Genomic DNA, 15996 nt, shown 5'->3' with positions numbered 1-15996 from the left:
CGCTTTCCCTAGCCCAATTGCCTTAATCCTTTCTGTTCGGATAGAACATCCTGCTATCGCTATCGATCAGGGGCAAGATGGCGATCACCGCAATTCAGCGAAATTTTACGCGGATGCGTTCTAAGCCCCATCATTGTTTCAGTGCCGACGTTTCAGCCTGTTGGGGATCATCCTTGCCTGCTTTCAAGCCAAGCCTCACCGGCGATAGCGCCGCCCTGCCTCCCGAGGTCCGCAAACAGGCGCTGTGGGTGGCGGCAATCACGCTGGGGCTGCATCTGCTGATTCTGGCCTACGATCGGGCCACCGATTTCCGCGCCTTTTCCTGGGGCGACCGCGGGCTGGAGCGCACGCGCATCCTGAAAATCTTCGCCGATCTGCATGATCCGCTGCTGCCGGCCATGACTCAATCGCCCATCGTGCCGGGCGAATATATCTTCGCGCTGATCCCCTGGACTTTGGCCGGGCCGGTGGGCGTGATTGTGATGCAGATCGCTCTGGCCGTGCTGGCGGCATGGCTGGTGGCGCGTCTCGCAGGGCGGGTAACTCCATGGCCCCGGGCCCCGCTGGCCTGCGGGCTGATCTATGCCTGCATCCCGCAGAATCTGGCCTTTCCGCATCAGCTGGTGACCGAGGCGATCGTCACCCCGCTCTGCATGGTGTGGCTTTATGCCACGCTGTCGGGGCTGCGCGGCGGCAGGATCGCACCTTTCCTGATCGGCGGGCTGGCGCTGGGGCTGGCCATGCTGACCCGCCCTGTCGTGCTGCTGATGCTGCCCGTCACCTTCGTGCTGGCGCTGCTGAGCCCGCCGGCACGGGCGCGACTGAAGCGGCCCGGGCTTTATGCGATGGCGGCGATGGCGCTGGTGCCTTTCGCGATCTGGGTGGCGATCTTTACGTCCGTCACCGGCCATATCGGCTACAACACCGGCAGCGCCAATCTGGCCTGGAACCTGCGCAGCAAGATCCTGATCACCGAAAAAGCCAATGGCATCACCCCGCCCGAGGATGTGGTGACGCAGGAGGCCGGCACCTCGCCCGCCCGCTTCCTCACCGAGGTGCGGCTGCACCCCGTGCCCTTCATCAAGGCGGCGGTGCTGGATACGGTGACGGTCTTTGTGCGCGGCAACACCACCAAGATCACCGTGGATTACCTCGGCATCGGCCGCGATCCCGCCGGATGGCGCCAGCAGCTGGTCTATGCCCATGATGCCAGGCAGGCGTGGCTGGCGCAGGTGCTGAGCCCGGTCTTCCTGCTGGAAGAGGCCGGATCGCTGCTGACGGGCCTGTTCTTCGCCTTTGTGCTGTGGCGCGTGCTGGTGCTGCTGCGGGAAGCGATGCGCGCGGCTCCCGCAGCACCCAGCGATCCGATTTTCCTGACTCTGGTGACGGCGGCATGGCTGATCAATGTGCTGCTGAGCGCGCAGATGGTGGATCAGGCGCAGGGCCGTTTGCGCAATCCGGCGGAGGCGGCCTTGATCCTCTTCGCCGCGATGGCGCTGGGGCGGATGAGGCAGCGGTTGAAGGGGCTTTAAGGAAAGAGACAATGCGAGGGTCATAACCCTCGCGCTCCCTTTAATTGTCAGCGTAGGCGCTAAGGGTTCGGCCATAGGGTAAGATCGCCGCGCTGCAGGCTTTAAAGCTTATCGATCATGAAAAGCTGCCTGCGGCGCTTTAGCCTTGTGCAGGTGGAGAGGCAAAAGCGCCACGATGGGGCACCACTGCCGCTTCGTCGGAAGACGTTATGGGAGCGCGAGGGGGTAACCCCTCGCATCTTCTCTTGATCTTCAAAACCAAAAAAGGGCGGGCGCCACAGACGCCCGCCCCCTCTTGTCTTGCCTCGCCCTGACTTAGAACGCGACGTTGATCGAGCCGCTGATCGTGCGCGGCGTGCCGACATAGGCATAGGGTGCATAGGTGTTCGACACGGTGCCGCCGCTGAACCCGCCAACATAGAACTCGTTGAACAGGTTGTGGACGTTGAGCTGGAGATAGGTCTTGTCGTTCAGACCCAGGAAGCCAGCCTTCATGCGCACATCCAGATCGACCAGCGTATAGGCTGCCGCCGTCGACGGGAAGATCACCGTGTGGTTGGTCGCGCTGGTGTAGAACGGCGTGTTCTGGTCGTTCACATAGCGCGGGCCGGTGTGCTTGGCCTGAATGCCGATGTCCAGCGGACCGACATGGGCCTGCACGCGCGTGCCGATCATGAAGGTGGGCGAACCCGATTCACGCATCCCGGCGGTCAGCGCATAGGTCGACTGGCCCACGGCGGTGCAGGTGCCAATGCCGGCCGAATCACCATATTTCACATTGTTGGCGGTGCAGGCACCATTCAACACGTCGCCCAGGATCTTCGACTTCAGATAGGAGCCGAAGACGTAGAAGCTGAGCGCGGACACCGGCTTGTAGCTGACGCTGGCATCGACACCATATTTGTGAACCGTGCCCAGATTGGTGAAGACGGTGATGGTGGTCGTATCGTCCTGCGGGCTGACGATGTTCGATTCCGCGATGCGGTTATGATAGACCGTGTACCAGCCCGACACTTCGGCCTGAACCTTGCTGGTCTTGTAGCGCACGCCGCCCTCGAAGTTGAAGGTCCGCTCGGGCACGGGCGCAGAGCGCGAATCCGAGGTCGCGAAGGCGAAAGAGTCATACAGATTGTCGGTGCTGGGCACATAGATGCCCTGCGAATAGTCGAAGAACAGGCTGGTGCTGGGGATCACCTTGAAGGTGAAACCGGCGCTGGGCAGCACGCTGTTGAAATTGTAGTGGCGCGACTGCGGTGGCTGATAGGTGGGGTTGGCGGCCAGGAAGGCGGCCTGATAGGTCGGGTTGTTGAAGCAGTCGACATAGCCGCTGCCGCCCGATTCCGAGACGCAATAGTTGGTCAGGTCGCGATGGAAGAAGGGCGCGCGCACCCCGCCGGTCAGCACCAGCCGATGGTCGATGAACTCGCCGCGATATTCGCCCGCCACCTGGTTGAGCATCGAGATCGAGGAGCGGTTGCGCTTTTCGATCGGCAGGCCCGAAGCGTCGAGGATGGGGTTGCCATCGGTGAAATAGCTGGCCGGTTCGCCATTCTGCTGCATCTGGCCCAGCTCGCCGGTCTGGCGCAGATAGGCATGGTCGAAGGTGTAGTTCAGGCGCAGCGTGTTGCTGGCATTGGCCTTCCAGATCAGGTTGGTGACCGCCACGATACGCTTGGTGACGGTGTTGGTGGGCGCATCCATCTCCACCGTATCGAGCGTGTCGCCATCGCCGTTCAGATCCACCCCGCCCAGATAGGGCTTGCCGCCGATGAAGCCGGCGATCGACGTGGTCTTGGTGCCGTTCTTCAGGCTGTAGGTGCCTTCGGTGGCGGTCACGGCGGCGCTGCCGTTCGACTTGGTGTAGTTGTAGCTGGGATCGAAGGTCAGGATCAGCCCATGGCCCAGCGTGAAGCGGCTGTTCATGCGGATGTTGTAACGATTGGTGGGGTTATAGCCCAGATCATAGGACGTGCCGCAGCCATTGGCCGTGTCCTTCTTGCCCGGGGTTGCCACGGCTTCCTGGCAGGTGCCGGCGGCAAGGGCGGCGCGCACATTGGCGGCCGTGGGGTAGGAACCGTTGAGCAGCACGTCGCCATAGCGGTTGCCGCGCGACTGGCTCCACCAACCGGCCAGCGAGAGGAAATCATCGGCCGAACCGATCGGCTGATAGATCTTGGCGTTGGCCTGCGCGCGTGACAGCTTGGCGTTGGGATCATAGGGGAAGGAGCTGGTCTGGCGGCTGGCCGAGAGCAGCGCGCGCGTGCCGAACGGCGTGAAGATGCCGGTATCGACCACGCCGAAGATGCGCATGCCGTCCCACTGGCCCACGGTGCCCTTCATGCGGACATGGAAATCCTCGGTGGGATTGCGCATGATGTAGTTGACCGTCGAGCCGGTGGCCGAGGCGGTCGGGCTGTCGATGTCGGTCGAGCCCAGCGTGACGTCGATACGCTCGATCAGTTCGGAATCGATCTGCTCCGACGGATAGAGCGAGTAATTGCCCGAATCGTTCATCGGAATGCCGTCGAGCGTCTGCGAAATGCGGCTGCCGTCGAAACCATGGATCGAGAGCGTGCCGCCCGCGTCGCCATAGGGGCCGTTGTTCTGGAAACTGACGCCAGGCATGTAGTTGATGATATCATCCACGGTCTGGCCGGCAGTCTGGTGGTCGATCATATCCTGATCGAAAACCCGCTTTTCCTTGGGCGTGTCAGGCAGGGTGATGCCCTCGATCGGCTTGATGTCCTTCTTGCCGTTCACCACGATCGACCCTTCGAAGGTCTGGGTGCCGGTGGACTGGGCGAAGGCGGGTGCGGCGGTGAGCAGTGCAGCCGCCATGACACTCAGCGAAGCTGCGTGAGCAAAACGTAACATATTGATGTGCCCCTGTGAATTCAAAGTCTTTCGCATCCGCACAAGCGGACGGATGCTGCTGGCTAGGGGCTGGCGGCGGCAAATTCATGACAAATTTATATGCTTCTGCTATATAAATTTCATTTAGACGCAAAAATGCCACAGTCTGGCCCATCACATGAAACAGAAAGCCCCTATTCAGGCAGCCAACCCCAGACTTGACGCGAAAGTGCTGCGCGTTCCGCCTCTGATCTGCAACATCACTGACTTATCCGGCCCGCCATGCGACTGACCTCTCTGATTTCCGCCGCCTTTCTGGCCCCTCTGCTCTCCATGACGGTATCCGCCACCCCGGCTCTGGCCTGGGGCGCCGAAGGCCATCAGATCACCGGCCTGATCGCCGAGAAACATCTGAGCGAGGCTGCTGCCGCGCAAATCCATCAATTTATGGGCAAGGAGGATCTGGCGCAGGCCTCGACATGGCCCGATGAGATGCGCTCGGCCCCCACTGATTTCTGGCGGCACCGGGCCGGGCACTGGCATTATGTGACAGTGGCGGGCGACGACTATCAGCCCTCCGACCGCCCGCGCGAGGGCGATGCGATCAGCGCTCTGGCCGCCTACAGCGCCGTGCTGCGCGATCCGAAGCGCGACAAGGAGGAGAAGCGTGTCGCCCTGCGCTTCGTCGTGCATATCATCGGCGATCTGCACCAGCCGCTGCATGCGGGCGCGGGTGGGGACCATAATGATCATGGCGGCAATGATGTACCCGTGGTGTTTCTGGGCCGCCCGATGCCGCTGCATGGCGTGTGGGATTACGGGCTGATCGAGCATCGCGGGCTGTCTTCGGCGACCTATGCTTCAGCTTTGTCGGCCAGCATCACCCCGACGCAGGTCTCGGCCTGGAGCGCTTCTTCACCCGAGCAATGGGTGCATGAGAGCATCGCCCTGCGCAAAACCATCTACCCCCAGACCCACAAACTGTCCGAGGATTACGCGCAGCAGCATCAGGCGGAGGTGGATGAGCGACTGGAACAGGCAGGCGTGAGGATCGCGGCCTATCTCAACGCGATGTTCCAGCCGGAGACCGCAGGCTCTTGAGAGAGCCGGTCGGCCCAAGGCCGAATAATATCGCTGACAAGGGTAATGGCGGAGCGGGAGGGATTCCAAAAAACATAAATAATATTTTTATTTCATAAACTTATGACCACATCCCTTTTAGAGATCCCACACTTTTACCCACACATGGGGAGATTAAAATCTCGAACTTGCCACTGCGACTGCTGGCCTGACTGGAAACACACCGCTCCACCGATGCCCGCCACATCAACGCGATATGTGCCGCATCGGTAAAATACGAGCAGGGAAATCTACTTTTCCATTTCACTTTCTTTCCAGGAAAAAGTGGAAGCATCTGCACCACTCCACCCCAAAGGTCACATAAATAGCGACAGAAATGGGGTGATGTAAGACCGCCACCCATAGGCTCTTCACATTTAACCGCGCGCTATCTAAGTTGCTTAGGCAACGGTAACATAGGAGCTTCGCGTGCACATCGAGCGCCTTACAATAAAGAATTTTCGTGGTCTTGAAAAAATATCATTTGATGCTGGCCGAGGCCTGAATGTTATAGCTGGCCCGAATGCCGTTGGTAAAACGACGATCCTTGAAGCGATCAGGCTCTGCAAGTCGCTATTGGCCCAAAGATACAGTGGCGAAGCGCAACAGGTTTTAGTCAGCTTAGGAGCAGTTCAAAACGGAGGTGTAGCGACTAATGCGCCATTTGCATTGCTTGCCAACGACCCCACAAAACCTATAAATATTCAAATGATAATAAAATTAGAACAGGATGAAATTGATCGTTTAAAAACCTCCGTTGAACCGCTTTCAATGATGGTTTTGCAAACACAGTTAGCCCGCTCAATTAATGATAGCGCAACTGACCTAACCTCTTTTCTTTCAACCCCGCAAGGTCAGGCTCAATTACAATCAGCGAAGAGCGCCGTTAATGAAATTGTTAAGAAAATTAGCATATCAAACGAATACAATATGGATCTTTCTCTTGAAACTGAAAGTGGAATAGCCAAGGGTGCTGATATAAATTCTCAGATTTTTATCAATTTCCTCGAAAGATCGTTGACCCCAAATCTAACCAATTTCAATTATTTCACTGCTGATCGCGCACTTCCAAGCGGAGAAGTTGCTATTCAACTTGGGTCCGGCGACATTCAACAGCAAATAATGTCCCACCTTGCCCAGCCCGCAGTAAAATGGGGTCGATTAAAGCAGTTAATCATTCAAAACCTTCTTTTAAGCGAAAGCGGTAGAGAGAAACTTTCGCAAGAGTTTAACTTAATATTTGACGAATTACTTCCCGGCAAAAAGCTTTCCGGCGTTTCCTTCAGCGAACAGGGCGTTTTGCGAGTTTTGGTCGAAGAAAAGAGCTCTGGGAAAATTTTTGATATAGACAGCATGAGTAGTGGGGAAAAAGGATTGATCCTCACGTTTCTCACTCTCAGGCTAAGCAGTAACAAAAATACAATTGTCATGCTGGACGAACCTGAGCTTCATTTGAACGCTGCCGTTTGCTCCCGCATCACACGGTTTATGAAAGATCGTTGCGTCGAGGAAAAAGGGCTGCAGTTATTTGTTTGCAGCCACTCTCCTGAAATAGTTCGCGATGCCTTTGAAGACGAAAAATCAAAATTATTTCACTTAAGAACATCGACCGACATTACCCCCATCTATCAACAAGATAGCAAAGAGGTTTTTGAAGTATTAAACCGCTTGGGCGCTAGCACTTCCGATCTTCTATTCTCAAGAGGATCTGTTTTTGTCGAAGGCGATCATGATGCCATTATTCTACAGGCTGGCTATGCAGACTCTCTTCAGGGCTTCAAAGTTCAACCTCTTGGAGGTCGGTCCGAGATAGAAAAAGATATCCCAAAACTGCAAGAACAAGAAAAAAATGGGAATCTAACAAAAAAGCAGTTGTTCATTTTCGATAGAGACAGGAACATCTCTGACTTGAAAAGCTCAAACTTGGTGAAGGTCTATCAGCTCGAAAGATATTGCATCGAAAATTATCTCTTAGACGAGGAAATTTTATTTGACGTAATATCTGAAAAATCAGGACACCCCCCCGAATCTCGCGGCTCCTTTTCACAGCAATTGGAAGAAATTGCTATCAGGCAGCTCGATAGTCATGTGATAGCAAGCGTATATAACAAATTCGAGCCCGAAAATGCAGGCCTAAGGCCGAAAGAAATTCAATTGAAGACGATCCCGGATGCAGCAAAAATCCTCTGGCAACGGATTGAAAAACTCAAGGACGACGTCACTGCACTGGAAGAGACTACATGGGTCGATGCCTTTGTCGCTGAATGCGAAAGAGCTCATAGCGAATTCGAAGCGACGTGGAAAACGGACTGGAAAAAGGTAGCGAGTGGGAAGATCTTAATTGATGACCTATATAAAGAATATGAAATAAAGATGAGCAAATCAGAATTTAAGAAAACAATTATTTCCGTCATGTCCACAAGAAAGACGGAGACGTGGCGATCTATAAATTCTGTCTTAATTGAATATTTAGACAAATGAATTTATCGCCGGGGTTCGCATAATTAATAGCGAACCCCGCTTGATATTTTTTTTCAGATTTAGAAATTCAACAGGCTGGCTTTTCATACTGCGATAGGTTTCATCATTCTCATCGAAAACCTCCGTTTCCGATACAGGTCCGGAAACTGTATCGGAATATACCTTGACGGCATTATCGTTACACATCTAAATTCGATACAGAGAATCGATACAAGGATGTGATGATGAGCCGCGTGTTTGCCTATTGCCGTGTCAGCACCCTCGATCAGACAACAGAGAACCAAGCGAGGGAGATTCAAACGGCTGGCTTTGCCGTTGAACCCAAGCGTATCATTGAGGAAACCGTCTCAGGCTCTGTTGCCGCCATGGAGCGCAAGGGCTTTGCCAAGCTGGTGGATCGCTTGGAGGCTGGTGATGTGCTGGTGGTGACAAAGCTGGACCGGCTGGGGCGCAACGCCATTGATGTACGCACCTCGGTTGAGCGGCTGGCAGCAGATGGCATCAAGGTTCATTGCTTGGCTCTGGGAGGCGTAGATCTTACCTCCGCAGCCGGAAAGATGACCATGAGCGTGATATCGGCTGTGGCAGAGTTTGAGCGTGATCTTCTTATTGAGCGCACTCAATCAGGGCTGGCACGCGCAAAGGCACAAGGAAAGGCGCTGGGAAGGCCCACAGCACTATCCAAAGCCCAACAGCAGGAAATCATGGACGAACGCGCTAAAGGCACTTCCCTTGGCGTTCTGGCCCAACGGTATGGGGTTAGCAGGGCTGCTATTCAGCGAGTTGAGAAGCGGGCCTTATAGCCCCAGCAGGCTATGTCAGCTATCAGGGTCAGCTTTCCGGCCTTCCAATGGCAGGAAAGTTAGGGAGAGCGGACACGCTCTGTATTCGAGGAAGCTTCCTTCGGTTGCATAGAGGGTTTTAATTCAGGATAAAAAATGGAAGACACAGCTCTCGTTGGCGGGGCGAAGGGTTTTCATCGTGGACGTTAAAGAGTTTCGATCTCAAATAGCTGACGCATTCCGAGCTGATGGCTTTGTTGATAAGCGCCTATCTAAAGGGGGCTGGAAAGTATGGACGCGAGAAGGGCCTGCCGAGGTTACGTCCTATTTTTCCCTAGACGCACAACGCCGACCTTGGGGCTTTCGTCTTTTGGGGATTGTTGGGATAGAAATTCCAACTTTCCGGCTGTGGTTGGACCAACACAAGCCCGGTACGAAGAGGGGTATCTTTCAGGAAGGTTTTACCGGCTATTACACTGCAAACGATGAGGTGCTTGGTAGCCTCGACATCGACCACGGTCAGTCAGTTCCCGCTGGTACATGGGTACAACTCATAAAAGATCGCCTTGATCTTATACCGGAATCTCTGGATTTGCTGATAGACACATATCGGAACAATCGTCGAGAACTGGGGTGGTTAGATCACGTGCATGACGAAGCCGCATGGAACTTCCTGATAGAATGGCGTGAAAATCCCAATCCTGCTTTGTGCGTGCCCCATAGGTTAGCGAACGGCCAAGTCGTCTATGGTGACCCAGATCACCAACCCACCCACCCACCGTGTCACTAGATCGATCTTCAAAACTGCCAGATGAATGATCGTCCGCAAGGTTGTCGGCTCCGGAAAGGCAGAATTTTTCGCGAGGATATGGTTTCCAGCCGAACAGGCGTTATGCTGAGTAGGCCACGGTGGCGGAAGGGTAGACGCACCGTCACAACGGTCCCGCTTGTCGGGTGCAGGCTTCGACACCTGCCCGTGGCGATGTCCGCTAAGTTGTCGGGACCGGAACGGCAACTTTTCTGCCCAAGGGGCCGATAGCCGCCCTCCGCGACAAATCTAACCCACCGACAGCTAACAGGCTGCGGGCATGACCTTGCCCATGGCAGGAAAATTAGGGTGAGCGGACATCAGTTTGAGCGGCTGTTGCTCCCCCTGAACCAATCCGTTGAGATGATGAACCGTTCGGCCAGTTTTGGCGATCCGAAAGGACCGACAAGCCTGCCATCATGCCGTTCTTTGAAAACAGTGCCTTCCACCCAATCGGCTTCTAGCAGGTAGGTCTTGCCGTGAGAGAATTCGCGGATCTCAGCAGATCTCTTGCCATCAAAGCTATATAAGGTGGAGATCACACGAAATTCGACGCCCGCAATCGGCTTGTTCGATGTGCGCCTCCAAAGGCGATTCCACCACTTCATGAGATGGTCCTTTCACCCGTAATGCATAACCGTGGGTGATCAGGTGGGCAATGGCAGGAAAGTTAGGGAGAGTATCGGAGGATATGAGCATGCTAGTCCGGCTGCATCCCCTCTCAGTTGTCCTGGCCCGAGGCTCCACTAGGTCCTTCCGCCGCCGCCTTCACGCAAAAGGCCATGATCGCCAAGTACCCGGCGCGGGTCTCAAATTGGGGCCCCGCGCTCTCCGTCACCATGGCCATATTACCGATCCGGTTAGCGAGCTGCATCATCGTGCAGATGCCGTTCTTTTCAAGTAGGTCGCCAATGATCGCTAGCACCGAGCCCACAGCCTTGCATGCTTCATCATCCATGGATCATCTCCTTTAGGGGAGACAACAGCATGAAGCGCACGGGCAGCGCTGCCTATCCCATAAAAGGGGGATAGACATTCCGAAATCCGGAGTATCCGTGGAGGTAACTGTAGGATCATGCCAGAGCGCTCGAACGGCTTTCCCCTAGGCGATCTAGCTCTACGGTATGGGGTCAGCAGGGACGCAGGCCATCTATCCCCTTTAATGAGGTTCACAGGATGCGAGCAGAGGGCATCAGTCCAACTGAGATCAGCAAGCGGCTTGGGATTGGAAGGGCCAGCGTATACCGGGATTCGGGGAGTTTGCATCTGATGCAAGTCACGCGAAGGTGGCGGGTTTGTAGTGCGAACTCAGGCGCTCTCGCACGCGCAAAGGACGAGGGACCATGGTGCTTTCCCAAGGTCAATCAGGATGAAGGCGTGACGAGTAGCTCATGGGATATTTCGCCGGAAGAGCTGCCTTCCTAAAAAATAAACAGCCATAATTCTAAATAATTTTTGAAAATTCGGAAAACCATCACGCATTTTGGGGTTTATATATGGATATCGATAAAAAGATTTCCGGATATATGATTTTGTGGCCTGTATTTCATGTGATCACATGTACATTGTATATATATGGCTACTCCAGTGGCTTTGGATCAAGCCTATCTGCATTTTTTTCGATATCAGATTTTTTTACAATTACTCTACAGCATCTGATATCTATTTATTTCGGCAGTTTTTTTCTACCATTGTTGCTAATATATTTCAGACACAGAAATGGATATATAAGTTTTGAAGAGGAACTAACTCAGAAGGGTGATCCAGATCCACGAGCTACATCAAGAAGAATTCAAAAAATTATTCTCATCGCATTGCTGATCGCCTGCTTGTCCATTTCTCTTACCACTTATGTAATATATGAGCAGCTCAAGTATGTGGATTTTGCTCTAGTTGCAGCGGTTTTACAGCTATCCATCGTATTTCCCTATTGGAAACTTTGTGATGCAATTCGCCTTTCAGGTATGCCAGCGGATCTTGGATGGCTGTCTATAGCATTCACCATAGGAGTTTTCTTCAATGGGTATAATGATGGAGAAAAACATAGAATTATGGATGTGAAGAGTTTTTCAGATAATGCAAGAATTTGCAAAGATTACATAATTCTTACACCAATTTCTGGAAAATATTTGGTTATATTTAAGGATGGAACCAGAAAAATAATTGATTCTGACTGCAAGTCTCAAATTGAATTTTCAAAATTTTGAAATTTATTTTGCGCAAAAAGACAAATCATTTCGCACTTTATTATCTACATTTCTATTTCCTCCCTTTACTCTAAACCCCCATTTTGCAATGAGGGGCTTGCGGCTGGTGAGTCCCAGCCGTGGGGCGTGGAAACCCCAAAAACGTACGCACCGGCGGAAACCCTGTTTCTTGCCGGGTGGCCGTCGTATGTCCAAGGTTTGCGCCTAAAATGGCGGCGCCTTGTGCGTACGCAAGGTTTCCAACACCCGGCTTCGCGCCGGGAAATCGCCTCCAACATTGAATCGGGGGCGTCAGTGACAATTATCATTTTGATATTTATTGTCTTTTCCGCGATAGCCATCATACAGATCGCTAAAGCTAATTCCGTCGAAAAAGCGATGCGGGAGATAAAGGGGTTCAACCCGTCTTACGTCTTTTCCGGAACACACGGTGGCGCTGCCGTTGCCATAGATACGTCCGGAAAAAAAGTATGCTTCATGGAAAACTCAAAATCTCATAAATTATTTAATTACAATGAGATAGTTTCCGTAGAGGTAGAGAAGAATGGCTCTTCGGTTACGAAGGTGAACCGAGGTAGCCAAGTTGGCCGCGCAGCTTTGGGTGGGCTACTCCTTGGACCAGTAGGGCTCCTAGTTGGTGGCGTTACCGCATCACGTAGAAATGAAGAAAAAATAAAATCCATTTCTCTAAAAGTTTATACCAGCAGCCTGTCTTCTCCGGTCAAAATCATACACTTTTATAAAAATCATTCCGGTGCAGATTTGAATGCCTTTCCTGTAAAAGGCGCCTTATCTAATTTAGATTCTTGGTATGGCCGCTTTCTCGCGATCATAGACTAACGACAGCAAAGTCGAAGTCCAAATTCATTCAATGGAAATTTCACAGAATTCCAGAATGACTTAACAAAATTTGAAATCTCAAACCTCACACCATGACTTCCTTTGGAGGCCATCATGAAAAATTCATCTATATTTTATGCCATTACGTCATTTTCCGTTCTAGCAGTGCCCGCTACGGCAACAGCAGACACATATAAAACGATTTGGGACAATAGGCCATTCGAAGAAGCGGAATCTAAAAGAAGCATGCTTGAACTGGAATGGTGTATCGCCAAGTCCCTAAGCGACTACGGCGCACCGAATGTTTTCCATGGCGAAAAAAAGACATCCATCTCAAATTTTTCAGGATTATCGTCATTCAACTCTATTGAACCGCGCCGGGTTTGCCGGAGGCTGTTTGGTTTAAGTTAGGCAGCCATGGAGACGTCGTCCAGCATGGCGTAATAGAGTTCTTCGGCCTCGGCAGGTGGTATGTTGCCGATCGGTTCAAGCAGTCTTCGGTGGTTGAACCAGTCCACCCATTCGAGCGTGGCATATTCGACGGCTTCGAAGGACCGCCATGGCCCGCGCCGGTGGATTACCTCAGCCTTGTAGAGGCCGTTGATGGTCTCGGCCAAAGCATTGTCATAGCTATCCCCCACGCTGCCGACAGAGGGCTCGATGCCCGCCTCCGCCAAGCGCTCGGAATAGCGAATAGACACATATTGCGATCCGCGGTCGCTGTGGTGAATGAGGCCGCCACGATGCACCGGGCGGCGCTCATGGATGGCCTGTTCCAGCGCATCCAGCACGAAGCCGGCATGAGCGGTGCGACTGACCCGCCATCCCACAATATAACGAGCATAGACGTCGATCACGAAGGCCACGTAGACAAACCCCGCCCATGTCGCGACATATGTGAAGTCAGACACCCAGAGCATGTTGGGCGCCGGGGCATGGAACTGTCGGTTGACGTGATCGAGCGGGCATGGCGCGGCCTTGTTGCTGACCGTCGTGCGCACGGGCTTGCCCCGGATGACCCCTTGCAGGCCCAGGTCTCGCATCAGACGCGCGATGGTACAGCGGGCGACAGCAAAACCCTCGCGGTTCATCTGCCGCCAGACCTTTCGCACGCCATAAACCCCAAAGTTCTCAGCGAAGACGCGCATCACCTCAGGCTTCAGGCGCTGATCCTCCCGAGCGCGGTCCGACAGCAACTCTGGATTGCTTCGCTGTGCCACGCGGGCCCGATAGGAGGATGGGGCAATCGGCAGAACCCTGCAGATCGGCTCGACCCCATACTCATCTCGATGCGCATCGATAAAAGCGGTCATCGTTTGAACGGGCGGTCGAGCTCCGCCTGGGCAAAATACGCCGACGCCTTGCGCAGGATCTCGTTGGCCTGGCGCAATTCACGGTTCTCGCGCTCCAGCGCCTTCAGGCGATCTGCCATCTCGGTTGGCACACCGGCCCGCTTGCCGCTGTCGATCTCGGCCTTCTTGACCCATTCGAACAGGGTCTGGGGAACGCAGCCTATCTTCTCCGCGATCGACACGATGGCTGCCCAGCGAGAAGGATGGTCACTTTCGTGATCCAGCACCATGCGCACCGCACGGGCGCGGACCTCAGGCGCAAACTTGTTCGTCGTTTTGCTCATATCGGCTCCACTTTCTCAGAAGTTGGAGCCTCCGGCAAACCCGGCGCGGTTCACTATCGAAATAGATGATGTAGGCGATCACCGGGTGATTAAGATGGTCAGAATACAGCTCAAAAGGACGAAAGACGAAATCAGCAACTGTATCCAATAGATGTTGGAAGGGAGACAAGCGGCCCTAAGGCCGCCTGTTTCGGCATCGTTCGCTCACACCCCCTTGACCTTCACGGCTGGATAAACCCCAACCGCATTATTGAAGGCCTCCCTTAGAACCCGTTTGGCTTCTTCCGCCTTGGAAGCGGGCACAATGATACTGTCATGCACAGGGTAGGCTGGAATGAGGTACTCTCTTGCCAGCCGCAGAAGGGTTTCCACGATAATTTGCGCTTCGATATATTGTAGATCAGGCCATCGAATGGGGCATGTCGGCCAATCTGCGAGGACAGGGAAGCGGGCCAAAACCTCATCTTGCACGGCCTTGAAGCGATATTTTCCCAACTTTCCGGGCATTTTCAGCTTTAGATTATAGAATTCATTGTCCTTTTTCGTCCATCCCGTGTGAAATTTGTCATATCCCATGGTCTTGCTGAACAAAATTTTGACTACTTCGCGCGGAATTCCTTCAAAAGCATACGGGTCAACATCCTCGCCTATCGGCTGGCCCATTCCCGCCATCAAAATGCGAGCATGACACCCACTAATGTCGATTTCAGCCACTGCCTCCCCATCAATCAAGAGGTTCTTGCGCTCCCGTTGCTCGGGTTTATCAGGTTGCCTGCCCGCATAGCCTTGATAGAGGACACCATTGGCGTAAAGCCTCCCTCCCTTCTGATACTCATGATCAGATGTATCACCGCAACTGAAGATACGGCGAAACCCTTCACAGCACGAAGCCTGCACGGGATCACCCGCATATGTCAGCTTATGCACAGCCAGAAATTCATTGATTTCATTGATTTCTGCCACATGCTGCTTGACCCGGGGGTGAGAGCGCTTAACCCTTATCTCCTTGCCCGGAATTTTATCGCCCTTTCTACGGGAATTCGCGATTTCCTTGTGTGTTGAGGCTGCTTTCAGCTCAATGGGAAATGGGGGTGCCGGGGTATGATCAATTAGCCGGAAATGGGATAAATCCCCACCCTTAACGCCATGCGCCTCAGCAAGGGCTAGGAATGCTGACGTTAGCCTTATGCGGCGCGCCTTTTTATCCCAAAAGCCAATGACAGGGTTGTTACGGTAATCGGTCTGCTCGACGTACCCAAGGGTTTCCAACGCTTTCAATGCGCCTTGGAATGGCCTGACGCCAATGGGTTCTCCGGTAAAGGAATCCCTACGCTGGGATCGGAATGCCCAACCCTCATCGTTATGCCCCTGTGCAATCAGCAAATCCGCGCAAAGGACGCCTAAGGCATGCTCCATTTTCTTGTCTTGTTTATTTAAGTTTAGTTTTCTTAACTTAATTATAGACCAAATTTCACTTAAAAGAGATTTAAACTCCTTTGATTCAGGAGTAAACATCAGTGAAATATAGTGGGCATCTTTATTGAAATCAAATAGGCCTCTATCTTTAACGAGGCCATCCAAATAAGCTTTTAAATCAAAAAATTCCATAAAATCCATCTTATATTTTCTTTATCTTCACATAATCCTTTTTTCATTTCTCTTTATAATAAAGAGAGAGGAGAGTGGAGGCAGGGGAAACAAAGGAAAGAAACAACAACATATATACTGAGAACGATTT

The 15996-nt window shown here is 53.1% G+C and carries 13 protein-coding genes, 1 pseudogene and 1 other annotated feature; of the genes and pseudogenes, 9 read left to right on the top strand and 5 right to left on the bottom strand.

Annotation, left to right across the window (positions count from 1 at the left end; genetic code table 11):
* Positions 1-173 precede the first annotated feature (173 nt).
* A complete protein-coding gene (locus HGK27_RS00865; protein ID WP_206237968.1) occupies positions 174-1532 on the top strand; it encodes an ArnT family glycosyltransferase in 1359 nt (452 codons plus the stop codon).
* A gap of 315 nt (positions 1533-1847) precedes the next feature.
* On the opposite strand, the gene HGK27_RS00860 is transcribed toward HGK27_RS00865, so the two are convergent.
* A complete protein-coding gene (locus HGK27_RS00860) occupies positions 1848-4370 on the bottom strand; it encodes a TonB-dependent receptor (protein WP_241126762.1) in 2523 nt (840 codons plus the stop codon).
* A gap of 297 nt (positions 4371-4667) precedes the next feature.
* On the opposite strand from HGK27_RS00860, the gene HGK27_RS00855 reads away from it, so the two are divergent.
* The 4 genes from HGK27_RS00855 to HGK27_RS00840 all read left to right on the top strand — a co-directional run bounded on the left by HGK27_RS00855 (position 4668) and on the right by HGK27_RS00840 (position 9557).
* The gene (locus HGK27_RS00855; protein ID WP_206237966.1) at positions 4668-5486 is read left to right on the top strand and encodes a S1/P1 nuclease; all 819 of its coding nucleotides are present in this window, start codon (positions 4668-4670) and stop codon (positions 5484-5486) included.
* Positions 5487-5933: 447 nt separating this feature from the next.
* Complete coding sequence (locus HGK27_RS00850; protein ID WP_206237964.1) at positions 5934-7985, top strand: ATP-dependent nuclease; 2052 nt, start codon at positions 5934-5936, stop codon at positions 7983-7985.
* 221 nt (positions 7986-8206) lie between these two features.
* Entirely contained in the window at positions 8207-8788 is a 582-nt protein-coding gene (locus HGK27_RS00845) for a recombinase family protein (protein ID WP_241126761.1), read from the top strand.
* A 178-nt stretch (positions 8789-8966) separates the two neighbouring features.
* Positions 8967-9557, top strand: a complete 591-nt coding sequence (locus tag HGK27_RS00840; protein ID WP_206237963.1) for a hypothetical protein — start codon at positions 8967-8969, stop codon at positions 9555-9557.
* A gap of 338 nt (positions 9558-9895) precedes the next feature.
* Here HGK27_RS00840 and HGK27_RS00835 read toward each other — a convergent pair whose 3' ends face one another.
* Positions 9896-10183 carry a hypothetical protein gene (locus HGK27_RS00835; RefSeq protein WP_206237961.1) on the bottom strand — a complete coding sequence of 96 codons (288 nt, stop codon included), beginning with the start codon at positions 10181-10183 and terminating at the stop codon, positions 9896-9898.
* Between the two features lie 113 nt (positions 10184-10296).
* A complete protein-coding gene (locus HGK27_RS00830; protein WP_206237959.1) occupies positions 10297-10533 on the bottom strand; it encodes a hypothetical protein in 237 nt (78 codons plus the stop codon).
* A 191-nt stretch (positions 10534-10724) separates the two neighbouring features.
* Here HGK27_RS00830 and HGK27_RS00825 point away from each other — a divergent pair.
* The 4 genes and pseudogenes from HGK27_RS00825 to HGK27_RS00810 all read left to right on the top strand — a co-directional run.
* Positions 10725-11000, top strand: a pseudogene (locus HGK27_RS00825) (helix-turn-helix domain-containing protein); the annotation flags it as partial.
* A 71-nt stretch (positions 11001-11071) separates the two neighbouring features.
* On the top strand, positions 11072-11782 hold the full coding sequence (locus tag HGK27_RS00820; RefSeq protein WP_206237958.1) for a hypothetical protein: 711 nt from the start codon (positions 11072-11074) through the stop codon (positions 11780-11782).
* A gap of 126 nt (positions 11783-11908) precedes the next feature.
* Positions 11909-12622 carry a hypothetical protein gene (locus tag HGK27_RS00815; protein WP_206237956.1) on the top strand — a complete coding sequence of 238 codons (714 nt, stop codon included), beginning with the start codon at positions 11909-11911 and terminating at the stop codon, positions 12620-12622.
* Positions 12623-12736: 114 nt separating this feature from the next.
* Positions 12737-13033, top strand: a complete 297-nt coding sequence (locus tag HGK27_RS00810; protein ID WP_206237955.1) for a hypothetical protein — start codon at positions 12737-12739, stop codon at positions 13031-13033.
* On the opposite strand, the gene HGK27_RS00805 is transcribed toward HGK27_RS00810, so the two are convergent.
* Positions 13030-14258, bottom strand: a protein-coding gene (locus tag HGK27_RS00805) for an IS3 family transposase (protein ID WP_206237953.1) whose coding sequence is annotated in 2 segments (ribosomal slippage) — positions 13030-13970 and positions 13970-14258 — 1230 coding nt in all. Because the reading frame shifts where the segments join, the coding sequence is not laid out codon by codon here. The genes HGK27_RS00810 and HGK27_RS00805 overlap by 4 nt on opposite strands.
* Positions 13861-13977 (bottom strand) — a sequence feature (AL1L pseudoknot). (Overlaps the previous gene by 117 nt.)
* A 204-nt stretch (positions 14259-14462) precedes the next feature.
* Positions 14463-15875 carry a hypothetical protein gene (locus HGK27_RS00800; RefSeq protein WP_206237952.1) on the bottom strand — a complete coding sequence of 471 codons (1413 nt, stop codon included), beginning with the start codon at positions 15873-15875 and terminating at the stop codon, positions 14463-14465.
* Positions 15876-15996: the final 121 nt, after the last annotated feature.

Source organism: Novosphingobium terrae, assembly GCF_017163935.1.
GTDB classification, from domain to species: Bacteria; Pseudomonadota; Alphaproteobacteria; order Sphingomonadales; family Sphingomonadaceae; genus Novosphingobium; species Novosphingobium terrae.
This window is presented reverse-complemented; position numbering and strand designations above follow the sequence as displayed.